The organism is Streptomyces inhibens (genome assembly GCF_003389455.1).
In the GTDB taxonomy this organism is placed as follows: domain Bacteria; phylum Actinomycetota; class Actinomycetes; order Streptomycetales; family Streptomycetaceae; genus Streptomyces; species Streptomyces inhibens.
In genome coordinates this window covers 1-20,251 of the sequence record NZ_QUAC01000044.1, presented here as the reverse complement: position 1 = coordinate 20,251, position 20,251 = coordinate 1, and the positions used below count along the sequence as shown (strand labels likewise).

At 69.3% G+C, this 20,251-nt stretch carries 23 protein-coding genes and 6 tRNA genes; 7 read left to right on the top strand and 22 right to left on the bottom strand.

Annotated features, from left to right (window positions below; genetic code table 11):
* A partial coding sequence (locus DY245_RS06825; RefSeq protein ID WP_128504561.1) for a DAK2 domain-containing protein occupies positions 1-385 on the bottom strand: 385 nt, incomplete at its 3' end.
* Between the two features lie 231 nt (positions 386-616).
* On the opposite strand from DY245_RS06825, the gene rpmB reads away from it, so the two are divergent.
* Positions 617-802, top strand: coding sequence for a 50S ribosomal protein L28 (gene rpmB / locus DY245_RS06820; protein WP_006602870.1), 186 nt, complete (start codon positions 617-619; stop codon positions 800-802).
* Between the two features lie 174 nt (positions 803-976).
* Here rpmB and thiD read toward each other — a convergent pair whose 3' ends face one another.
* Both thiD and DY245_RS06810 read right to left on the bottom strand, forming a co-directional pair.
* The gene (gene thiD, locus DY245_RS06815; protein WP_128504559.1) at positions 977-1,792 is read right to left on the bottom strand and encodes a bifunctional hydroxymethylpyrimidine kinase/phosphomethylpyrimidine kinase; all 816 of its coding nucleotides are present in this window, start codon (positions 1,790-1,792) and stop codon (positions 977-979) included.
* Between the two features lie 10 nt (positions 1,793-1,802).
* Positions 1,803-2,771 (bottom strand): thiamine-phosphate kinase, encoded by a 969-nt coding sequence (locus DY245_RS06810; RefSeq protein ID WP_128504557.1) that lies wholly within the window; start codon positions 2,769-2,771, stop codon positions 1,803-1,805.
* 158 nt (positions 2,772-2,929) lie between these two features.
* Here DY245_RS06810 and DY245_RS06805 point away from each other — a divergent pair, with 158 nt between their 5' ends.
* Both DY245_RS06805 and DY245_RS06800 read left to right on the top strand, forming a co-directional pair.
* Entirely contained in the window at positions 2,930-3,163 is a 234-nt protein-coding gene (locus DY245_RS06805) for an Lrp/AsnC ligand binding domain-containing protein (protein ID WP_128504555.1), read from the top strand.
* 8 nt (positions 3,164-3,171) lie between these two features.
* Positions 3,172-3,663 (top strand): DUF3515 domain-containing protein, encoded by a 492-nt coding sequence (locus tag DY245_RS06800; RefSeq protein WP_128504553.1) that lies wholly within the window; start codon positions 3,172-3,174, stop codon positions 3,661-3,663.
* 15 nt (positions 3,664-3,678) lie between these two features.
* Here the strand turns inward: DY245_RS06800 and DY245_RS06795 are convergent, their stop codons facing one another.
* From DY245_RS06795 to DY245_RS06785, 3 genes are all read right to left on the bottom strand, one after another.
* Positions 3,679-4,815: a D-alanine--D-alanine ligase family protein gene (locus DY245_RS06795; RefSeq protein ID WP_128504551.1), complete on the bottom strand. Its 1,137-nt coding sequence runs from the start codon at positions 4,813-4,815 to the stop codon at positions 3,679-3,681.
* A 126-nt stretch (positions 4,816-4,941) separates the two neighbouring features.
* A complete protein-coding gene (locus DY245_RS06790) occupies positions 4,942-5,943 on the bottom strand; it encodes an NAD(P)H-dependent glycerol-3-phosphate dehydrogenase (protein WP_128504549.1) in 1,002 nt (333 codons plus the stop codon).
* Positions 5,940-6,806, bottom strand: a complete 867-nt coding sequence (locus DY245_RS06785; RefSeq protein ID WP_128504547.1) for a lysophospholipid acyltransferase family protein — start codon at positions 6,804-6,806, stop codon at positions 5,940-5,942. The genes DY245_RS06790 and DY245_RS06785 overlap by 4 nt, the downstream gene beginning before the upstream one ends.
* 141 nt (positions 6,807-6,947) lie before the next feature.
* Between DY245_RS06785 and cofC the strand changes: the two genes are divergently transcribed.
* Positions 6,948-7,673, top strand: coding sequence for a 2-phospho-L-lactate guanylyltransferase (gene cofC, locus DY245_RS06780; RefSeq protein ID WP_244942875.1), 726 nt, complete (start codon positions 6,948-6,950; stop codon positions 7,671-7,673).
* Here cofC and DY245_RS06775 read toward each other — a convergent pair.
* From DY245_RS06775 to leuC, 5 genes are all read right to left on the bottom strand, one after another.
* The gene (locus DY245_RS06775) at positions 7,654-7,857 is read right to left on the bottom strand and encodes a hypothetical protein (protein ID WP_128504543.1); all 204 of its coding nucleotides are present in this window, start codon (positions 7,855-7,857) and stop codon (positions 7,654-7,656) included. The two genes, cofC and DY245_RS06775, sit on opposite strands and share 20 nt — an antisense overlap.
* A gap of 97 nt (positions 7,858-7,954) precedes the next feature.
* Positions 7,955-8,611, bottom strand: a complete 657-nt coding sequence (locus tag DY245_RS06770; RefSeq protein ID WP_128504541.1) for an HU family DNA-binding protein — start codon at positions 8,609-8,611, stop codon at positions 7,955-7,957.
* Positions 8,612-8,736: 125 nt separating this feature from the next.
* Positions 8,737-8,982 carry an SCO5555 family protein gene (locus tag DY245_RS06765; protein ID WP_128504539.1) on the bottom strand — a complete coding sequence of 82 codons (246 nt, stop codon included), beginning with the start codon at positions 8,980-8,982 and terminating at the stop codon, positions 8,737-8,739.
* A gap of 134 nt (positions 8,983-9,116) precedes the next feature.
* The gene (leuD, locus tag DY245_RS06760; protein ID WP_128504537.1) at positions 9,117-9,710 is read right to left on the bottom strand and encodes a 3-isopropylmalate dehydratase small subunit; all 594 of its coding nucleotides are present in this window, start codon (positions 9,708-9,710) and stop codon (positions 9,117-9,119) included.
* A gap of 3 nt (positions 9,711-9,713) precedes the next feature.
* Positions 9,714-11,144 (bottom strand): 3-isopropylmalate dehydratase large subunit, encoded by a 1,431-nt coding sequence (leuC, locus tag DY245_RS06755; RefSeq protein ID WP_128504535.1) that lies wholly within the window; start codon positions 11,142-11,144, stop codon positions 9,714-9,716.
* 174 nt (positions 11,145-11,318) lie between these two features.
* Here leuC and ndgR point away from each other — a divergent pair, with 174 nt between their 5' ends.
* On the top strand, positions 11,319-12,035 hold the full coding sequence (gene ndgR, locus DY245_RS06750; protein WP_026169203.1) for an IclR family transcriptional regulator NdgR: 717 nt from the start codon (positions 11,319-11,321) through the stop codon (positions 12,033-12,035).
* A gap of 68 nt (positions 12,036-12,103) precedes the next feature.
* On the opposite strand, the gene DY245_RS06745 is transcribed toward ndgR, so the two are convergent.
* Complete coding sequence (locus tag DY245_RS06745; RefSeq protein WP_181923552.1) at positions 12,104-12,586, bottom strand: DUF4188 domain-containing protein; 483 nt, start codon at positions 12,584-12,586, stop codon at positions 12,104-12,106.
* A gap of 80 nt (positions 12,587-12,666) precedes the next feature.
* On the opposite strand from DY245_RS06745, the gene DY245_RS06740 reads away from it, so the two are divergent.
* Complete coding sequence (locus tag DY245_RS06740) at positions 12,667-13,314, top strand: MerR family transcriptional regulator (protein WP_128504533.1); 648 nt, start codon at positions 12,667-12,669, stop codon at positions 13,312-13,314.
* Between the two features lie 44 nt (positions 13,315-13,358).
* On the opposite strand, the gene DY245_RS06735 is transcribed toward DY245_RS06740, so the two are convergent.
* The 10 genes from DY245_RS06735 to DY245_RS06690 form a co-directional block, all read right to left on the bottom strand.
* Positions 13,359-13,431 (bottom strand) — tRNA-Glu (locus DY245_RS06735).
* Positions 13,432-13,472: 41 nt separating this feature from the next.
* A tRNA-Gln gene (locus DY245_RS06730) sits at positions 13,473-13,544 on the bottom strand.
* Positions 13,545-13,560: 16 nt separating this feature from the next.
* Positions 13,561-13,632, bottom strand: a tRNA-Gln gene (locus DY245_RS06725).
* A 16-nt stretch (positions 13,633-13,648) separates the two neighbouring features.
* Positions 13,649-13,721 (bottom strand) — tRNA-Glu (locus DY245_RS06720).
* Between the two features lie 61 nt (positions 13,722-13,782).
* A tRNA-Glu gene (locus tag DY245_RS06715) sits at positions 13,783-13,855 on the bottom strand.
* Between the two features lie 21 nt (positions 13,856-13,876).
* Positions 13,877-13,948 (bottom strand) — tRNA-Gln (locus DY245_RS06710).
* Positions 13,949-14,038: 90 nt separating this feature from the next.
* Complete coding sequence (locus tag DY245_RS06705) at positions 14,039-14,764, bottom strand: HAD family hydrolase (protein WP_128504530.1); 726 nt, start codon at positions 14,762-14,764, stop codon at positions 14,039-14,041.
* Positions 14,765-14,846: 82 nt separating this feature from the next.
* Positions 14,847-16,325, bottom strand: coding sequence for a glutamate--tRNA ligase (gene gltX, locus DY245_RS06700; RefSeq protein WP_128504528.1), 1,479 nt, complete (start codon positions 16,323-16,325; stop codon positions 14,847-14,849).
* On the bottom strand, positions 16,318-17,091 hold the full coding sequence (locus tag DY245_RS06695) for a fumarylacetoacetate hydrolase family protein (RefSeq protein ID WP_128504526.1): 774 nt from the start codon (positions 17,089-17,091) through the stop codon (positions 16,318-16,320). Before DY245_RS06695 ends, gltX begins: the two co-directional genes overlap by 8 nt.
* Before the next feature lie 105 nt (positions 17,092-17,196).
* Positions 17,197-17,388 (bottom strand): hypothetical protein, encoded by a 192-nt coding sequence (locus DY245_RS06690; RefSeq protein WP_128504524.1) that lies wholly within the window; start codon positions 17,386-17,388, stop codon positions 17,197-17,199.
* Positions 17,389-17,980: 592 nt separating this feature from the next.
* Here DY245_RS06690 and DY245_RS06685 point away from each other — a divergent pair.
* Positions 17,981-20,251: sensor histidine kinase (locus DY245_RS06685; RefSeq protein WP_147318328.1), on the top strand; the 2,271-nt coding region annotated here is incomplete at its 3' end.

Here is a 20,251-nt window from a genome sequence, read left to right as displayed (position 1 = left end):
GCAGCGCCCGCCGCAGCGCGTCGGCCGCGCCGGCCGTGGCGCCGTCGGCGGCTCCGTCGGCCGCCGCCAGGACCTCGGTCATGCCGCGCAGCAACTGCGCCACGATGGTGCCGGAGTTGCCGCGGGCTCCTATGAGGGCGCCGTGCGCCATGGCGCCGATGGCGTCGGCAAGACGGAGCGAGGTGCCGGCCGAGGCGTGCCCGTCGAAGGCGGCCTCGACCGCGCGGGCGGCCGATTCGACCGTCAGATACAGGTTGGTGCCGGTGTCTCCGTCGGCCACGGGATAGACGTTGATCGCGTCGATCCGCTCGCGTTCCCGGCCGAGCGCCTCCATCGCCAGTCCGCACCAGGAGCGGACCGCGGTGGCGTCGAGCGGGTACGGCACGTCGTCCTCCTGGGTCGCGGGATGCACCGCACAGTAGCCGCGCTGCGGCGGGGAGGCCGGAGCGGGGGCCCGGGGCTGCGTGGTAGTTTCGTTCTACGGGAGCGGTCGTTGTATGCTGCTCCGGTTGCCCGATGAAGATCGGGCCATTCCTCTCCTGACGGTGCCGGTCGGGTAATGCACTCGGCTCGTCAGGATTCACCGTAAGTGCATCTGAAGTCTTTGGAGTGACCCGTGGCTGCCAACTGCGACGTCTGCGGCAAGGGGCCGGGCTTCGGCAAGAGTGTCTCGCACTCGCATCGCCGTACCAACCGTCGTTGGAACCCCAACATCCAGACGGTGCGTGCAGTGATCGGGCGCACGCCGAAGAAGCTGAACGCCTGCACCTCGTGCATCAAGGCCGGCAAGGTCTCGCGCTGACGACTTAGCCGTAGCGCAGCCCCAACCGGTTGCTTGTGAAGCCGGTCCACCTCTCAGGTGGGCCGGCTTTTGCCTTTCCTGAGAAAACCGGCCTGAGAACTCCGGACCTGAGAACTCCGGCCGGGCGCTGCCGATGCCGATGCCATACCCGGCCTGTCACCGCTCGGAACGCGGTCAGTGCTCGCCGCGCAAGCGCCAGCCGTGGTCCACGGGGCCGATGCCCCCGCCCAGCCGGAAGCCGGCCGCGATCGCGCCGGTGACATAGTCCTTCGCCGCCGTGGCGGCCTGCGGAACGGTGTCCCCCTTGGCGAGCTGCGCGGCGATCGCGCTGGCGAGGGTGCAGCCGGTGCCGTGGGTGTGCCGGTTGTCGTGGCGGGGGGCGCGCAGCCAGTGTTCCTCGGTGCCGTCGGTGAGCAGATCGACGGCCTGCTCACCATCCCCGTGCCCGGCCGTCAGATGGCCGCCCTTGATCAGCGCCCAGCGGGGCCCGAAGTCCAGGATCGCGGCGGCCGCCCGTCGCATATCGGCCTCCTCCTCGACGCGTACGCCGGTCAGCTGGGCGACCTCGTCCAGGTTGGGGGTGGCGACCGTGGCCGTCGGCAGGAGCTTGGTGCGGACCGCGTCCAGGGCACTGGCGGCGAGCAGCGCATCGCCGTGCTTGGAGACCCCCACGGGGTCGATGACGACCGGGACCCGCAGATCGGCGAGCAGCTCCGCGACGGTCTCGACGAGCACTGCCGAGGAGAGCATCCCGGTCTTCACGGCCTGGACGCCGATGTCGTCGACGACGCTGCGGAACTGGGCGCGTACGGCCTCGGCGGGCAGTTCCCACGCGCCCTGCACACCCAGGGAGTTCTGGGCGGTGACGGCGGTGAGCACGCTCATGCCGTGGGTGCCGAGCGCGAGCATCGTCTTCAGGTCGGCCTGAATACCCGCGCCGCCGCCGGAGTCGGACCCGGCGACGGTCAGAACGCGTGGAGGTATGTGCATACGGCCGAATCTACTCGGCGTCGCCGTTGTCCCCGAAGTGGTCCCAGCCGGCATTCGCCCAGGGGGCGCCGTCCACCGTCACCTGCGGCAGCGCGGACGGATGGAGCACCTCACCGATGACCTTCCAGCGGGCGGGCAGCTTCACATCCGGCGGGAAGGTGGCCACGATCGCATGGTCCTCGCCGCCGTTGAGCACCCACTGCATCGGGTCCACGCCGACCGCGGTGCCGATGTCGGACATCTGCGAGGGGATGTCGATCGCGGCGGACCGCAGATCGATCCGGACCTTGCTGGCCTCGGCGATGTGCCCGAGGTCGGCGACGAGTCCGTCGCTGACGTCCGTCATGGCGGTGGCGCCGAGTCCGGCGGCCGCCGGGCCCGCGTGGTACGGCGGCTCGGGGCGGCGGTGGGCCTCCACGAAGGCGCGCGGCGAGCGGAAGCCGCGGGAGAGCACGGCGTGCCCGGCGGCGGACCAGCCGAGCCAGCCGGTCACCGCGACGACATCGCCGGGCTGGGCACCGGCCCGGGTGACCGGCTCCTGGTTACGCAGATCGCCGAGCGCGGTGATCGCGACGGTGATGGTGTCGCCCCGTACGACGTCGCCGCCGACGACCGCGGCACCGGCCACCTGGCACTCGTCACGCAGCCCGTCCATCAGCTCGGTCGGCCAGGTGGCGGGGAGTTCGGCGGGAACGACCAGGCCGAGCAGGATCGCGGTGGGCACCGCGCCCATCGCCGCGATGTCGGCGAGGTTCTGTGCGGCGGCCTTGCGGCCGACGTCATAGGCCGTGGACCAGTCGCGGCGGAAGTGCCGTCCCTCCAGGAGGATGTCGGTGCTGGCGACCACCCTCCGGTCCGGCGCGGTGACCACCGCGGCGTCGTCCCCCGGCCCGATGCGTACCGCCGGGGTGGAGGTGATCCGGGAGGTGAGCTCCCTGATCAGCCCGAACTCCCCCAGCTCGCCCACGGTGCCCTTCATGCTGTTGCCCTTCCCATGTGTACGGACGGTCCGTACGTGGCTGACGACTGTGCCGCACTTGCCGTGTTCACCGCGCGGGTCTCCCCGCTCCGCACGGTGACGCGGTACCGTGGCGTCCCTTCTTCCCACATGATCCTCGTAGCCGCCCTGGAGGTTCCGTGGTACAGGCCTACATCCTGATCCAGACCGAGGTCGGCAAGGCCTCGGCGGTAGCCGAAGTGATTTCGACGATCCAAGGTGTGCTGCAGGCCGAGGACGTGACGGGCCCCTATGACGTCATCGTGCGCGCGCAGGCCGACACCGTCGACGAGCTGGGCCGCATGGTGGTCGCGAAGGTCCAGCAAGTGGAGGGCATCACCCGCACCCTTACCTGCCCGGTCGTTCATCTCTAGCTCCCCGTATGCTCGGCCGGGTGATCAGTGCGCGACGCCGGTACCTGGCCCTGCCCTTGGTCGCCGTGCTGTTCGCCGCGGTGAGCTGTTCCTCTTCCGAAGACGTGGCCGTCCCCTCCCCCAAGGGCGAGGCCGCAAGGCACTGCCGGGCGCTCCACAAGGAATTGCCGCGGACCGTGAACGGGCTGGAGCGGCGTACCGCCGAGCCCGTCTCCGACTTCACTGCCATATGGGGCGATCCTGCCGTGAAACTGCGCTGCGGGGTGCCGAAGCCCGGCGTCCTGATGTACGGGAGTGAACATTACAACCCCAACCCCGACGCGGCGGAAGTCAACGGCGTCAGATGGCTCTTCGAGAAGCAGGACGACGGCTACCGCTTCACGACCGTGCTGCGCAAGGTCTATGTCGAGGTGACCGTGCCCGGGAAGTACGCCCCCGAGGTCGATGTGCTCATCGACCTCGCGGGCGCCGTGAAGAAGACCGTTCCCCAAGGGGTGTAGGGGCCGGCGGGAGGCTCAGCGCAGGCCCGTGGAGCGGTTCAGCGCCGCCTGGAGGAGCCGGTCGATCAGCTCCGGGTAGCTCACTCCGCTCTCCTGCCACATCCGCGGGTACATCGAGATGGGCGTGAATCCGGGGAGCGTGTTGATCTCGTTGATCACGAACTCGCCGTTGTCCTGCAGGAAGAAGTCCGCGCGCACCAGGCCCTCGCAGGACGCCGCCTCGAAGGCCGCGACAGCCAGCTCCTGGACCGTGGCGGTCTGCTCGGCGGTCAGCGGCGCCGGCACGATCCCGTCGGCCGAGTCGATGTACTTGGCCTCGAAGTCGTAGAAGTCGTGCGCGGTGACCGGCGGGATCTCGGCCGGCACGCTGGCCCGCGGGCCGTCCTCGAACTCCAGCACCCCGCACTCGATCTCGCGGCCGCTCAGCAGCGACTCCACAAGGATCTTGGGGTCGTGCGCCCGGGCCTCCTCGATCGCCTCGTCCAGGCCGCCGAGGTCGTTGACCTTGGTGATGCCCATGGACGAGCCGGCCCGGGCGGGCTTCACGAAGAGCGGCCAGCCGTGCTCCCCGGCGAAGTCCACGATCTTCTTACGAGCGGCGGCCGGGTCCTTTTCCCACTCCCGCGGCCGGATGACCTCGTACGGGCCGACCGGCAGCCCGAAGGAGGTGAACACCCGCTTCATGTAGTCCTTGTCCTGGCCGACGGCGGAGGCAAGCACGCCCGAGCCGACGTAGGGCACACCGGACAGCTCCAGCAGGCCCTGCAGGGTGCCGTCCTCGCCGTAGGGGCCGTGCAGGACGGGGAAGACGACATCGACCTCGCCGAGCGCCTTGGGCACCGAACCGGGCTCGGTGTAGACGACCTCGCGGTTGGTCGGGTCGACGGGGAGCACCACGCCGCCCTCGGTGGACTCGGCGAGCGCGGCCACGCTGGGCAGCTGCCGGTCCGCGATGGCCATCCGCTCGGGGTCGTCGGCGGTCAGCGCCCAGCGGCCGTCGGTGGTGATGCCGATGGGCAGCACGTCGTACTTCTCGCGGTCGATGGCGCGCAGCACGGCTCCGGCGGTGAGTACGGAGATGGCGTGCTCGGAGCTGCGGCCGCCGAACACGACGGCGACGCGGGGCTTGTGGGAGGAGGTCTCGCTGCTCATATCGGCTTGAGGGTACCTGCTGGTAGTCGCGGAGTCAGTGCCGCGGCGGCCGTTGGTGGCATCGCGTCGCCGCGGCACCGGTGGCGCGGCGGCGGGGCGGGGGACGGACGGGGGGGAAATCGGCGGTCAGTGCCGCTCGGACTTGGCGCTGCGCGACATCAGCTCCTTGAGGGCCACCATCGGCGGCTTGCCCTCGTGGACGATGCCCACGACCGTCTCGGTGAGCGGCATGTCGACGCCGTGCCTGCGGGCCAGATCCAGCACGGATTCGCAGGACTTGACGCCCTCGGCGGTCTGCTTGGTGACCGCGATGGTCTCCTCCAGCGTCATCCCGCGGCCGAGGTTGGTGCCGAAGGTGTTGTTGCGGGACAGCGGTGAGGAGCAGGTGGCGACGAGGTCACCCATGCCGGCGAGGCCCGCGAAGGTGTGTGCGTCGGCGCCCATGGCGAGGCCGAGCCGGGTGGTCTCAGCGAGGCCGCGGGTGATCAGGGACGCCTTGGCGTTGTCGCCCAGGCCCATGCCGGTGGCGATGCCGACGGCGAGCGCGATGACGTTCTTGACCGCGCCGCCCAGTTCGCAGCCCACCACGTCGGTGTTGGTGTACGGCCGGAAGTACGAGGTGTGGCAGGCGGCCTGCAGCCGCCGGGCGACCGACTCGTCGGCGCAGGCCACGACCGCGGCGGCGGGCTGCCTCGCGGCGACCTCCTTGGCGAGGTTGGGGCCGGTCAGCACCGCGACCCGCTCCGCCGGCGCCTTGGCGACCTCTTCGATGACCTCGCTCATGCGCTTGGCCGTGCCCAGTTCGACGCCCTTCATCAGGGAGACCAGGATCGTGTCGGCGGGCAGCAGGGGCGCCCATTCGGCGAGATTGCCGCGCAGCGTCTGGGAGGGGACGGCCAGGACGGTGAACTCCGCGCCCCGGGCCGCTTCCGCGGGGTCGGTGGTGGCCCGTACGGACGCGGGGAGCTCGACCCCCGGCAGATAGTCGGGGTTCGTACGGCCGTTGTTGATGGCGTCGACAAGGGCCGCGCGGCGCCCCCACAGGGTCACCTCGCATCCCGCGTCGGCGAGCACCATCGCGAAGGTGGTGCCCCAGGACCCCGTGCCGTAGACGGCGCAGCGCGTCACTTGCCTTCATCCTCCTGTGCCTGCTGGGTGCTTCGGGCCTGCTGCGGGGCGACGGCCGGTTCGGCGGCGACGGCCTGCTCGGCGGGGGTTTCGGCCGCTGCGGCGCCCTGGGTGGCCTTGGCGGCCTCGCGGGCGGCGCGGCGCTCCCGGGCGACCGCCTTGCGCCAGTCGTACGGTTCGGCCGGCGCGGGCTCACCGCGGAGCTGGGCCAGCTGCTCGGTGATCGCGGTCATGATGGCGTCGGTCACGGCGCGCAGCACCTCGGCGGTCGGCTCCTGGTCGTAGTACGCGCTCAGGTCGACCGGCGGTCCCGCCTTCACCCGCAGCGTCTTGCGCGGGAGGAGGCGGAGCTTCTTCTCCTTGGCGTACGGCGGCATCGCGTCGTTGGCGCCCCACTGCGCGACCGGGATGACCGGCGCCTTCGTCAGCAATGCGACCCGCGCGGCACCGGTCTTGCCCTGCATGGGCCACAGATCGGGGTCACGGGTGAGGGTGCCCTCGGGGTAGAAGGCGACGCATTCGCCCTTGTGGATGGCGCTGACGGCGGCGCGGAAGGCGGTGGCGGCGTCGGTGGTTTCCCGGTAGACGGGGATCTGTCCGGTACCGCGCATCATCAGGCCGACAAAGCCGCTCTTGAAGAGTCCGGCCTTGGCGAGGAATCGGGGGACCCGCCCGGTGTTGTACTGATAGTGCGCATAGGAGAGCGGATCAAGATACGAGTTGTGGTTGACCGCGGTGATAAATCCGCCGTCGGCCGGAATGTGCTCCATTCCCTGCCAGTCCCGCTTGAACAGAACCAAGAGCGGCGGTTTGCAGATGACCGCGGCCAAGCGGTACCAGAAGCCGATTCTGCGGCGGGACACTGGGACACCCTCCTTGTGGGGACCTGTGAAGCTGCTGCGAGCCGGCAGCCGCACAAGTGTCGCCCCAGGTACCCGCTATGTCGAGAACACCGTAACCCCGGCGCTCCGGGAGAGCGGCGGCAGCAGGTGAGAATGGCGCGGATGCGAAGAGACGGAGCGGATGTGGGCTGGAGCCTGGTGGTGCCGCTGAAACCGCTGGTGCGGGCCAAGAGCAGGCTCTCCCGGGCCGCCGGTGAGGAGTTTCGGCCCAAGTTGGCCCTCGCCTTCGCCCTGGACACCGTGACAGCGGCGCTGGCCTGCGCGGACGTACGGGATGTGGCGGTTGTCACGGACGATCAACTGGCCGGGGAGCGTCTGGCGGCCCTGGGGGCGCGCATCCTGCCCGACACACCGGCCCGCGGGCTCAACGCGGCGCTGGCCCATGGCGCGGCCGCGATCCGGGCGCGCCGCCCGGGTGCGGCCGTCGCCGCGCTGAACGCCGACCTTCCCGCACTGCGCCCGGCCGAGCTGGAACTGGTGCTCCATTCCGCTTCGCTATTTCCTCGTGCATTTCTCGCGGATGCGGCGGATATCGGGACAACACTTCTGACCGCGACTTCCGGAGTGGAATTGGAACCGGCATTCGGAGGTGCCTCACGGGCCCGTCACCTGGCATCCGGAGCGCAGGAGATCACCGCACCGGATGCGCCCTCGGTGCGCCGGGACGTGGACACCGGCGAGGATCTGCTGGCCGCGCTGGCACTGGGCGTGGGCCCGCACACGGCGCTCCAGACGCCGCATCTCGCGGGCGGGGCGGCAACGGGCGCAACGGCTCAGGACGGGCCGGAGCGGCAGCTGCCGCCGCAGGTCAGAGCGTCTGGAGCGTGATCAGGGCGATACGCCGCTCGGCACCGTCACCGATGACCTCGATACGGACCCGCTGACCGGGCCGCAGCAGCAGCAGACCGCCGGCGTCGAAGGCCGCCGCGTCGAAGGGCAGCGGGGTGCCGTCGTCCAGCAGCACACTGCCGGAGCGGGTCTCGGAGTCGTACGTATACGCGGTGGCCTGCATGGGAGAGAGCCTAGACGGCGGCCGGGGCCGGAACGCACCGCGGGCCGGGCTCCCCGGAGGGAGACCGGCCCGACGCATGGCGTCGCCGCTGCTTGGTTCACCGCTTGCGGGCGGTGGTCTTCTTCGCGGTGGTCTTGCGGGCGGTGGCCTTCTTTGCGGGGGCCTTCTTCGCCGTCGCCTTCTTGGCGGGGGCGGTCTTCTTCGCCGTCGCCTTCGCCGGTGCCGCCTTCTTCGCGGCGGCCTTCTTGGCGGTGACCTTCTTGGCCGTGGCCGCCTTCTTCACGGCGGTCTTCTTGGCGGTGACCTTCTTCGCCGCTGCGGTCTTCTTCACCGCGGCCTTCTTCGCCGGTGCCGCCTTCTTCGCGGCGGCCTTCTTGGCGGTGGCCTTCTTGGCGGCGGCCTTCTTGATGGCAACACCACCGGTGAGGCTGCCCTTGGGAGCCTTCTTGACGGCAACCTCGCCGCCCTTGGGGAGCTTCTTCGAGCCGCTCACCAGGTCCTTGAAACCCTGACCGGCGCGGAAACGCGGAACCGAGGTCTTCTTGACCCGTACGCGCTCACCCGTCTGCGGGTTGCGGGCGTAGCGGGCGGGGCGGTCAACCTTCTCGAACGAGCCGAATCCGGTGACCGAAACACGGTCGCCGGAGACAGTTGCACGGACGATTGCATCCAGTACGGCGTCGACCGCCTCTGCGGCGTTCTGGCGGCCGCCGAGCTTGTCGGCAATGGCTTCTACGAGCTGCGCCTTGTTCACGTCTTCCCCTTCGGAGACATTGCTGGAACGAAAGTTTCCAAGCTTTTTCGCACGTTAGGCAGATATATACCGCAAATCAAACACGAAACGGGCTAATCACCCTTGTGCCGCAACGAACTCGACCTTCACGGACTTCCGTCGGCGTGCACATCTTCGGGATAACGACCTTCGTCGAGGTCTTCCATGAACCACTCCAGACGCCTTGCCGCGTCCGCAAGATCGTGTTTAGCCGCGGCCGTGATGACGAGCAGCTTCCGGGTCAGCGCCATCCGTACGCCCTCCGGGACTTGCAGTGTCCGCACTCTTGCGTGTGCGACCTTGAGCCGGTCGGCGACGAGACCGTAGAGCTTGAGTTGGTCGTCGCGTTCCATGCGCTAATTGTGCCATCTGCGGCGAGTTGTCGCTTCACGGGCCCTCAACAGCCGCCTCCACAAGCAGATGCGCCCCCTGCCAACTGCACAGGGGGCGCATCGTACGCAATAACTCTTTGAGCCAAAACCCGAGGTCAGACCTCGATGGTACGCGGCTTGAACGACGGGCGGTTCGCCTCGTACTCCACGATGGACGACTCCTCCCGAAGGGTGAGGCTGATGTCGTCCAGTCCCTCCAGCAGCCGCCAACGAGCGTTCTCGTCCAGCTCGAAGTCCGCGGTGATTCCTCCCGCACGCACCTGCCGGTCGACCAGGTCGACGGTCACCTCGGCGGCCGGGTCCGCCTCCACCAGCTGCTGGAGCCGGTCGACGGTCTCCTGCGGCAGGACCACCGTCAGCAGCCCGTTCTTGAGGGAGTTGCCACGGAAGATGTCCGCGAAACGCGAGGAGATGACGGCCTTGAAGCCGTAGTTCTGCAGCGCCCAGACGGCGTGCTCACGCGAGGAGCCGGTGCCGAAGTCGGGGCCGGCGACCAGCACCGTGGCGCCCTTGTACCGCTCCTGGTTGAGGACGAACTGCGGGTCCTTGCGCCAGGCCTCGAACAGCCCGTCCTCGAAGCCGTCGCGGGTGACCTTCTTCAGCCAGTGGGCCGGGATGATCTGGTCGGTGTCGACATTGCTGCGGCGCAGCGGGACGGCCCGGCCGGTGTGTGTGGTGAAAGCTTCCATGGTTCAGACTCCCGCGGGCGTGGCGACGTCGGCATCGGAGAGGTCGGCCGGTGAGGCCAGATGGCCGAGAACCGCCGTTGCGGCGGCGACCTGTGGCGAGACCAGGTGCGTACGACCGCCCTTGCCCTGCCGGCCCTCGAAGTTGCGGTTGGAGGTGGACGCGGAGCGCTCACCGGGCGCCAGCTGGTCGGGGTTCATACCCAGACACATCGAGCAGCCCGCATGCCGCCATTCGGCGCCCGCCGCGGTGAAGACCTTGTCCAGACCCTCGGCGACGGCCTCCAGGGAGACCCGGACCGAGCCGGGAACGACCAGCATCCGTACGCCGTCGGCGACCTTGCGGCCCTCCAGGATCGAGGCGGCGGAGCGCAGGTCCTCGATACGGCCGTTGGTGCACGAACCTACGAAGACGGTGTCCACGTTGATCTCGCGCAGCGGCTGACCCGCCGTCAACCCCATGTACTCCAGGGCCCTTTCCGCGGCCATGCGCTCCGAGGCGTCCTCGTACGAAGCCGGGTCGGGGACGTTCGCCGAAAGCGGTGCGCCCTGGCCGGGGTTGGTGCCCCAGGTGACGAACGGCGCCAGGGAGGTGGCGTCGATGTGCACCTCGGCGTCGAAGACCGCGTCGTCGTCGGTGCGCAGCGTCTTCCAGTACGCGACCGCGGCGTCCCAGTCCTCGCCCTCGGGGGCGTGATCGCGGCCCTGCAGATAGTCGAACGTGGTCTTGTCGGGGGCGATCATGCCGGCCCGCGCGCCCGCCTCGATGGACATGTTGCAGATGGTCATCCGGGCTTCCATCGACAGTTTCTCGATGGCCGAGCCGCGGTATTCCAGGACGTAGCCCTGGCCGCCGCCGGTGCCGATCTTGGCGATGATCGCCAGGATCAGGTCCTTGGCCGTCACGCCGTCGGGCAGCTCGCCGTCGACGGTGATCGCCATGGTCTTGAAGGGGGCCAGCGGCAGCGTCTGGGTGGCCAGGACGTGCTCGACCTGGCTGGTGCCGATACCGAACGCCAGCGCGCCGAAGGCTCCGTGGGTGGAGGTGTGGCTGTCACCGCAGACCACGGTGGTGCCGGGCTGGGTCAGTCCCAACTGCGGTCCCACGACGTGGACAACGCCCTGCTCGACATCGCCCAGCGGGTGCAGCCGGACGCCGAACTCCGCACAGTTCTTGCGCAGCGTCTCCAGCTGGGTGCGCGAGACCGGATCGGCGATCGGCTTGTCGATGTCGAGGGTCGGGGTGTTGTGATCCTCGGTGGCGATGGTCAGGTCCGTACGGCGCACCTGGCGGCCGGCCTTGCGGAGGCCGTCGAACGCCTGCGGGCTGGTGACCTCGTGCAGCAGGTGGAGATCGATGAAGAGAAGGTCGGGCTCGCCTTCCGCGCGCCGGACGACATGGTCGTCCCAGACCTTCTCCGCGAGTGTCCGTCCCATCGCTTTCCCTCCGACCGGCCGCTTTGCCGGCCTTGCTCGTCCATGCGCGGTGCCCGCAGAAATCCCCCTGCCGAGCCGTACGCCGGGCCCTGGTCGAGGGCCACACCTACAGACTGACGACTTCCCTGGAAAATTGAACTTGCGTTTCACAGTGTGAGACGCGAGTATCGTTGCATGGACAACTCTAGCGGCGTCGGCGTTCTCGACAAGGCAGCTCTGGTTTTGAGTGCCCTGGAGTCCGGTCCGGCCACCCTCGCCGGGCTGGTCGCGGCGACAGGGCTTGCACGACCCACGGCTCACCGGCTGGCCGTGGCTCTGGAACACCACCGGATGGTGGCGAGGGACATGCAGGGCCGGTTCATCCTCGGCCCGCGGCTCTCCGAGCTGGCCGCGGCGGCCGGCGAGGACCGCCTGCTGGCCACGGCGGGGCCGGTACTCACCCACCTACGCGATGTGACGGGCGAGAGCGCCCAGCTCTATCGCCGGCAGGGCGATATGCGGATCTGCGTGGCGGCGGCCGAGCGGCTGTCCGGACTGCGGGACACCGTCCCGGTCGGCTCCACGCTCCCCATGAAGGCCGGCTCGGCCGCCCAGATCCTGATGGCCTGGGAAGAGCCCGAGCGGCTGCACCGCGGTCTGCAGGGCGCGCGCTTCACGGCCACCGCGCTGTCCGGCGTACGGCGCCGCGGCTGGGCCCAGTCGATCGGTGAGCGCGAGCCGGGCGTGGCGTCCGTCTCCGCCCCCGTACGCGGCCCCTCCAACCGCGTGGTGGCGGCCGTCTCGGTCTCCGGACCGATCGAGCGGCTGACCCGCCACCCGGGCCGGATGCACGCCCAGGCGGTCATCGACGCGGCGGCCCGCCTCTCCGAGGGCCTGCGCCGCACCGGCTGATCACAGCGCCCGGCCCCGACCCTGCCCCGCGGTCCGTACGGATCGCGGGACGGGGCCGGGGCCGACGCTCAGACCGCCAGCTGGTCCGCGGCCCGCTCCCCGCGACGGCCGACCGGCACCGCGCCCAGGGCCTCCCCCAGCCCGAACGACGGCATATTGATGTAGATGCTCTTGTGCGCGCCCGCCGGGACGACGAAGGTCTCGTGCCAGAAGCCGACCTTGTCCTTCCCCTCGCGCGCCCGCCGGTTGAACGCCGCCCACGCCGGCCGGTGCTCGCCGCTCTGGTCCATCGCGTAGGCCTGCAGCTTCTCCTTCGACTCCCAGTACTGGATGACGGCGAAATGCCGCGGGAGCCCCGGGAGCAGGCGATGGCCCAGCATCCCGCCGTCCCGGTCCCGGGCCAGCTCCTTGATCATGCGCGGCATCGCGAGGAAAACCGGCAGCCAACTGCGCACCGCCCACCAGCTGTTGATCCGCATCCCGACGAGGAAGAACACCACCTCCCCGTCGCCGTCCGTCGTCATCCGACCCTGCACCGGCTTGCCACCCATGACAGCCCCCTTCGACACATTGGATAGCGTCACTATCCATGATTAGATAGTGACACTCTCCAAGGGAAGGTGCAAGGGGTATGCGACTGGCGGAGCTGAGCGAGCGCAGCGGGGTGTCCACCGCCACGATCAAGTACTACCTGCGCGAACGGCTGCTGCCTCCGGGCCGCCGGATCACCGCCACCCAGTCCGAGTACGACGCGGAGCATCTGCGCCGCCTGCGGCTCGTGCGGGCCCTGATCCAGGTCGGCCGGATACCGGTGAGCACCGCCCGGGAAGTGCTGGCCGCGGTCGAGGACGACGCCCGCGACCAGCTCTCACGCCTGGGCACGGCCATCGAGGCGCTCCCCCACGGCCCGGAGCCCGACGAGAGCGACCCCTCGACGGCGGTCGGCCGGCGCACCGCCACCGAGCTGCTGCGCATGCTCGACTGGCGCTTCAACCTTGAGATCGCGGACGGCTTCCCCGCCTTCCGGATGCTCGTCGCCGCCATCGCCGCGCTGCACCGCCTCGGCTACGCCTGCGACACCGCGCATCTGCTGCCCTACGCCCACCGGGCGGAGCAGCTCGCGGTGGTCGACCTGGATCTGGTCGAGGAGTTCGGGACACCGGCGGAGCAGGTGGAGGCGGCGGTGGCCCTGACGGTGCTCTACGAGCCGGTGCTGCTGAGCCTGCGCCGGCTGGCGGAGGCCGAGGAGTCCAACAGGCGCTTCGGAACCGGCCGTTGACACGAAAAAGCCCCCCGCATGATGCGGGGGGCCTTCTCTTCTTGTACCCCCGACCGGATTCGAACCGGCGCTACCGCCTTGAGAGGGCGGCGTGCTAGGCCGCTACACAACGGGGGCAAGTTTTCTTGCAGTTGAGCCTGTCACAAGGACACGCTGCGCTGGGCTACCAGGACTCGAACCTAGACTAAATGAACCAGAATCACTCGTGCTGCCAATTACACCATAGCCCATGGTGGNCACGCTGCGCTGGGCTACCAGGACTCGAACCTAGACTAAATGAACCAGAATCACTCGTGCTGCCAATTACACCATAGCCCATGGTGGTTTAGACCAGTACCCCCGACCGGATTCGAACCGGCGCTACCGCCTTGAGAGGGCGGCGTGCTAGGCCGCTACACAACGGGGGCCCTAGCGATCCTGCATGAGTGACAGTGGGTGCGACCCGACTGTCTCCCTGGGAAGGATCTGTACCCCCGACCGGATTCGAACCGGCGCTACCGCCTTGAGAGGGCGGCGTGCTAGGCCGCTACACAACGGGGGCGTTGCAGATAAGCTCTGCGAGCTGGCCTACCAGGACTCGAACCTAGACTAACTGAACCAGAATCAGTCGTGCTGCCAATTACACCATAGGCCATCAAAGCGCAACCCCCTGTGCTGGGGGTCTTGTTTGACTTACGCTTCCCGGCCGGACCTCTCGGCCCTCTCGGGCGGCGCAGGAAGAACATTACCTGATCGTGGACGGGGCTCCAAAACCGATAACTCCGCGCAACAGCTCGGGGAGCTCCGCCAGCCCGGCGATCCGCCGCACGCCTGGCGGCAGGTCCTCCCCGGTGTCCGTACGGTCCAGCCATATGGCGGTCAGCCCTGCGTCCCGCGCGCCGAGCGCGTCGATGTCGAGACGGTCGCCGACGTAGGCGACCTCGGCGGGCGGCAGGCCCAGCGCCTCGCAGGCGCCGTGGAACGCCTCGCGGGCCGGTTTGGCGTAACCCAGCTCATCGGCGCAGACGATCGTCTCGAAGCGGGCGCGGATCCCCAGGGTGGTCAGCTTGCGCTCCTGGTTGGCGGTCGAGGAGTTGGACAGCACGGCCTGCCGCACCAGTGGCGCAAGGGCCTCCAGCGCGGGCCCGGAGTCCGGGAAGAGGGTCCAGCACGCCTCGTAGTGGGCGACGTACCGGGCGAACCAGGCGTCCGCCTCGGCGTCGGAGAGCGCCACTCCCAAGAACGTCCGGGCGCGGCCCCTGCGATGATCGAGAAACCCGACCTCACCGGCGAGGAACCGGGCGAACTCGCTCTCCATGGCGCTGCGCCAGCGGGCCAGCGCCACCTCCTCGCCGCCGTACGCGGCCACCAGCCCCTCGGCCCGGAGATGCCGCAGCACTCCGGCACGGTCCGACCCGCTGTAGTCGAAGAGGGTGTCGTCGATGTCCCACAGGACGGCGCGAACGGGCATACGGGCAATCTAGCGGAGCCCCCGGATACACCCCTGGGCCCGGAAGCCGTGCGGCTTCCGGGCCCAGGGGCGTACGGCGACGTCAGCCGGCCAGCTTGGCCAGTGCCGCGTCGATGCGCTGGAGGGTGCGCTCCTTGCCGAGGACTTCGAGGGACTCGAAGAGCGGGAGGCCGACCGTGCGGCCGGTGACGGCCACCCGGACGGGGGCCTGGGCCTTGCCGAGCTTGAGGCCGTGCTCCTCGCCGGCGGCCAGGACGGCCTCCTTGAGGGACTCGGGGCTGGTCCAGTCGGCGTCGGCGAGCTTGGCGCGGGCCGTGGTGAGCAGGGCGGCCGGGTCGCCCTTCATCGCCTTCGTCCAGGACGCCTCGTCCTCGACCGGCTCCTTGAGGAACAGGAAGTCGACGTTGGCGGTGATGTCGGAGAGGACGGTGAGGCGGGTCTGGGCGTGCGGGGCGATCGCCTCCCAGGCGGCCTGGTCGAAGTCCTCGGGGGCCCAGTTGGCGTGCGGGGGCTTCAGCCAGGGCTCGCAGGCCGCGATGAAGTCCTTCACGTCCAGCTGCCTGATGTGGTCGGCGTTGATCGCCTCGGCCTTCTTCAGGTCGAAGCGGGCCGGGTTGGCGTTGACGTCCGCGATGTCGAACTTCTCGATCAGCTCGCTGACGGAGAAGATGTCCTGGTCCGCGGAGAACGACCAGCCGAGCAGCGCCAGGTAGTTGAGCAGGCCCTCGGGCAGGAAGCCGCGGTCGCGGTAGAGGTTGAGGGACGCCTGCGGGTCGCGCTTGGAGAGCTTCTTGTTGCCCTCGCCCATGACGTAGGGGAGGTGGCCGAAGGCCGGGATCTCCTTGGCCACACCCAGTTCGATCAGGGCCTTGTAGAGGGCGATCTGGCGGGGGGTGGAGGAGAGCAGGTCCTCGCCGCGCAGGACGTGGGTGATCCGCATCAGGGCGTCGTCGATGGGGTTGACGAGGGTGTAGAGCGGCGCACCGTTGGCGCGGACGATGCCGTAGTCCGGGACGTTCTCCGGGGTGAAGGTCAGCTCGCCGCGCACCAGGTCGGTGAAGGTGATCGGTTCGTCGGGCATCCGGAAGCGGACGATCGAGGTACGGCCCTCGGCCTCGTACGCGGCCTTCTGCTCGGCGGTCAGCTCGCGGCACGTGCCGTCGTAGCCGGAGGGCCTGCCGGCCTGGCGGGCGGCCTCACGGCGGGCGTCCAGCTCTTCGGTGGTGCAGTAGCAGTGGTAGGCGTGGCCGGCGGCGAGGAGCTTGTCGGCGACGTCCTTGTAGATGTCCATCCGCTGGGACTGGCGGTACGGCGCGTGCGGGCCGCCGACCTCGGGGCCCTCGTCCCAGTCGAAGCCGAGCCAGTGGAAGGAGTCCAGCAGCTGCTGGTAGGACTCTTCGGAGTCGCGGGCCGCGTCGGTGTCCTCGATGCGGAAGACCAGGGAGCCCTTGTTGTGCCGTGCGTAGGCCCAGTTGAACAGGGCGGTACGGATCAGGCCGACGTGGGGGTTACCGGTCGGGGAGGGACAGAAACGGACGCGGACGGGGGTCGCGTTAGCCACGCTTGATCACCTTGTTGGTGAGAGTGCCGATGCCTTCGATGGTGACGGCGACCTCGTCGCCGACGTTGAGGGGGCCGACCCCGGCCGGGGTGCCCGTGAGGATGACGTCGCCGGGGAGCAGCGTCATCGCCTCGGTGATGTGGACGATCAGGTCCTCGATCGGGCGGACCATGTCGCTGGTGCGGCCGAGCTGGCGCTGTTCGCCGTTGACGGTGCACTGGATCGTGAGGCCCTCGGCGATATCCGCGGGGGCGAGCCCGGTCTCGACCCAGGGGCCGAGCGGGCAGGAGCTGTCGAAGCCCTTGGCCCGCGCCCACTGCTTCTCGCGCTGCTGGACGTCGCGCGCGGTGATGTCGTTGGCGCAGGTGTAGCCGAGGATGACGTCCTTGGCGCGCTCACGGGGCACCTCACGGCACATCCGGCCGATGACGACGGCGAGCTCCGCCTCGTGGTGCACCTCCTGCGAGAAGGAGGGGTACGCGATGGGGTCGCCGGGGCCGATCACGGAGGTGGACGGCTTGAAGAAGGTGACCGGCACGTCCGGGACGGCGTTGCCCAGCTCGGCGGCGTGTTCGGCGTAGTTGCGGCCGATCGCCACGACCTTGTTGGGCAGGACCGGCGGCAGCAGGCGGATCTTGTCGAGGGGGACCTTTTGGCCCGAGCGCTCGAATTCCGCGAAGGGATGCCCCTTGATGACGTCGAGTTCGTCGCCCTCGACGACGCCGAAGCCGACGTTGCCGTCGATGGAGAATCTGGCGATGCGCACGGGTTGCCGCTGCCCCTCATTGATCACTGGCCGGAGTTGACACTCCAGGCTATCGCGGGGGCGCGGCCGCTCCGTCGTCCTTTATGGCCTGTTGCGCTGCTTCCGCTACGCCGGGACGTCCTGCTTGGGCGCGTCCATCAGGACGGTGCGGCGGGGGTTGGCGGTCTGCGCGGGGAGTTCGACGGTGTGCTCCGGCACCTCGGGGGCCGCGGTGCCGAGCTCGTCGGCGTCCGTGAGGTGGGCCAGGGTGGTGCGCCGCGGGTTGGCTATGTTGCGGAACATCATCGTCGTCTTCACTGCTGTATGCCTCGCGATGTCAAAGGGTCGGGAAAGGGGTTGCGGAAACCTGCCTTGTCGTTTCCGGCAACCGTGTAAAGCGTCAGGCTAAGCGCGCTATTCCCTGCGAAGCGGCGGGGAACTCGACGATCATCTTGTGAGTTTGCTCACGAACTGTGCGACAAATGCCGCATTTCCCTTGATCAACATCTATGGGCGAATCGGACAATGGCGGATTGAACCGCACGTTCCGCTCTGGATCACCGCACCTGGGACAGCCCACAGGGGAGCACGACTCGCGGGCAAAAGTCCGTTATTTACCGCGGGACTCTCTACAAGTCGTGACGCGGCCCGTACATTGCGTCACTCATGTCACAGCGAGCGGCTCTGCTCTTGTTGGAGATCCTGCACTGTGCTGGAATTCCACGGACCGCCGCACGTTTCAGCCGGCGCGCAGGGCGCAAAGTGGCGCCGCGCGGTGGTGCCGCTCTCTCGGCCAGAGGGAGCAGCCCGCCGGTCACTCACGACCGCCATGGGGGACTTAGCGGTCCCCTATTACGACTCGACACCGTCCCGCTGTGGTGGGACGCCTGGTCCAGAGGTTGCGACGCTAGTGCAGGGACGTTTCAAGAGGGATGGCAGCGCTGCGGCGGACCCGGAGCTGCGCGGCGGGACAGACCGCGCCTCCACGCCCCAGCGCGCCCAGAGCAACGGCTCCGCGGGCGGCACTGTGCCGGCCGACCGGAGCGGCCAGGCGCCGGCCGTCGAGGCCGCGGACAGCACTGCGCCCAAGGAGCCGAAGGGCCCCACTGGGCCCGGCTCGCGAATAGCGCTGCGTAACTGGCGCATCAGTACCCGTCTGGTCTCCCTGCTCGCGCTACCCGTTGTCGCCGCGACCACGCTGGGCGGCATGCGTATCGCCACGTCGCTGGAGAACATGGACCAGCTCGACAAGATGCAGCTGCTCACCGACATGACCCGGCAGGCGACCGAGCTCGCCGACGCGTTGCAGGTGGAGCGGGACAAGTCGGCCGGTCCGCTGGCCGGCAGCGGCAACGTCAAGGACGACGCCAACGTCGTCGCGCCCCGTGAGGCGACCGACCGCGCCCGGCTGTCGTTCAACCAGGCCACCGACGACATCCGTGGCCAGGACGCCACGATGACCGGTATCCACTCGACCGTCCTTGAGATCACCCGCCAGCTCAACAAGCTCAACGAGATCCGCACCAACGCGTACCAGGACGAAGACAACACCGCGCGGACCGTCACCAGCTACAACCAGCTGATCAACTCGCTGCTGTCGCTCTCCCAGGACATGGCGCAGGCGACCAGCAACCCGGAGATGATTCGCAGTACCCGTGCGCTGGCGGCGTTCTCGTCGGCCAAGGAGTACGCGTCGATCCAGCGCGCCCTGGTCAGCGCCGGCCTCGCCCACAGCGGCGGCCCCCAGCTGTCCTCCAACGACCGGCTGGCCGGCCGTAACGCCGAGGACAGCGAGAAGGCGGCCCGCGAGCGCTTCTCGCAGATCTACGCCAACAACACCGGCAACAGCGCCGACGGGCTCACCCGCGGTCTGGACGGCAGCAACGACGAGATCAAGGCCGCGGTCGCCTTCGCGCACCGCGCCTTCAACAGCAATTCCGGCATCCGCAGCCAGGACTACCGGTACCTCGACTGGTACGACTCCGACACCGTCAAGATCGACGAGATGTCGCGGATCGAGACCACGCTGCTCTCGGAGATGGAGCAGAAGTCCCGCGAGCTGCGCAACGAGGCCACCCAGTCCGCGATCATCAGCGGTGCGCTGATCCTGCTCGTCCTCGGCGTCTCGCTGGTCGGCGCGTTCGTCGTGGCGCGGTCCATGGTCCGCTCGCTGCGCCGGCTGCAGGACACCGCGCAGAAGGTCGCCCAGGACCGGCTGCCCGAGCTGGTCAAGCAGCTGTCCGAGTCCGACCCGCAGGACGTGGACACCTCCGTCGAGTCGGTCGGTGTGCACAGCCGGGACGAGATCGGCCGGGTGGCCGCGGCGTTCGACGACGTCCACCGTGAGGCGGTCCGGCTGGCGTCCGAGCAGGCGCTGCTGCGGGGCAACGTCAACGCGATGTTCACCAACCTCTCGCGGCGTTCCCAGGGTCTGATCCAGCGCCAGCTCTCGCTGATCTCCGAACTGGAGTCCCGCGAGGCCGACCCGGACCAGCTGTCCTCGCTCTTCAAGCTCGACCACCTCGCCACGCGTATGCGCCGTAACGGTGAGAACCTCCTGGTCCTCGCGGGTGAGGAGCCCGGGCGCCGGTGGACGCGGCCGGTCCCGCTGGTCGACGTGCTCCGTGCCGCCGCCTCCGAGGTGGAGCAGTACGAGCGGATCGAGCTCAACGCCGTTCCGCAGACCGAGGTCGCCGGCCGGGTCGTCAACGACCTCGTCCACCTGCTCGCCGAGCTGCTGGAGAACGCCACCTCGTTCTCCTCCCCGCAGACCAAGGTCAAGGTCACCGGTCACGCACTGCCCGACGGCCGGGTGCTGGTCGAGATCCACGACACCGGTATCGGTCTGTCGCCCGAGGACCTCTCGGCGATCAACGAGCGGCTCGCCAGCCCGCCGACCGTGGACGTCTCGGTGTCCCGGCGGATGGGTCTGTTCGTGGTCGGCCGGCTGTCGCTGCGACACGGCATCCGTATCCAGCTGCGGCCCTCCGACTCCGGCGGCACCACCGCGCTGGTCATGCTGCCGGTCGATGTCGCACAGGGTGGCAAGAAGCCGGCGCCGAGCAACGCCAAGGGCGGTGCCGGCGACGTCGGCGGCGGGCAGTCCAGCCGGCTCGCGGGGCTGCAGCCGCGCGGTCAGGTCGGTGCGGGCCCCTCGGCCGGCGGGCGCCCCGCGCTGCCC

Excerpts from the sequence above, each read along its gene's own strand:
- thiD (WP_128504559.1), bottom strand. The coding sequence starts at position 1,792 with ATGCACATACCTCCACGCGTTCTGACCGTCGCCGGGTCCGACTCCGGC.
- DY245_RS06810 (WP_128504557.1), bottom strand. The coding sequence starts at position 2,771 with ATGAAGGGCACCGTGGGCGAGCTGGGGGAGTTCGGGCTGATCAGGGAG.
- DY245_RS06800 (WP_128504553.1), top strand. The coding sequence starts at position 3,172 with ATGCTCGGCCGGGTGATCAGTGCGCGACGCCGGTACCTGGCCCTGCCC.
- DY245_RS06795 (WP_128504551.1), bottom strand. The coding sequence starts at position 4,815 with ATGAGCAGCGAGACCTCCTCCCACAAGCCCCGCGTCGCCGTCGTGTTC.
- cofC (WP_244942875.1), top strand. The coding sequence starts at position 6,948 with ATGCGAAGAGACGGAGCGGATGTGGGCTGGAGCCTGGTGGTGCCGCTG.
- DY245_RS06775 (WP_128504543.1), bottom strand. The coding sequence starts at position 7,857 with ATGCAGGCCACCGCGTATACGTACGACTCCGAGACCCGCTCCGGCAGT.
- DY245_RS06765 (WP_128504539.1), bottom strand. The coding sequence starts at position 8,982 with ATGGAACGCGACGACCAACTCAAGCTCTACGGTCTCGTCGCCGACCGG.
- leuD (WP_128504537.1), bottom strand. The coding sequence starts at position 9,710 with ATGGAAGCTTTCACCACACACACCGGCCGGGCCGTCCCGCTGCGCCGC.
- leuC (WP_128504535.1), bottom strand. The coding sequence starts at position 11,144 with ATGGGACGGACACTCGCGGAGAAGGTCTGGGACGACCATGTCGTCCGG.
- ndgR (WP_026169203.1), top strand. The coding sequence starts at position 11,319 with ATGGACAACTCTAGCGGCGTCGGCGTTCTCGACAAGGCAGCTCTGGTT.
- DY245_RS06745 (WP_181923552.1), bottom strand. The coding sequence starts at position 12,586 with ATGGGTGGCAAGCCGGTGCAGGGTCGGATGACGACGGACGGCGACGGG.
- DY245_RS06740 (WP_128504533.1), top strand. The coding sequence starts at position 12,667 with ATGCGACTGGCGGAGCTGAGCGAGCGCAGCGGGGTGTCCACCGCCACG.
- DY245_RS06705 (WP_128504530.1), bottom strand. The coding sequence starts at position 14,764 with ATGCCCGTTCGCGCCGTCCTGTGGGACATCGACGACACCCTCTTCGAC.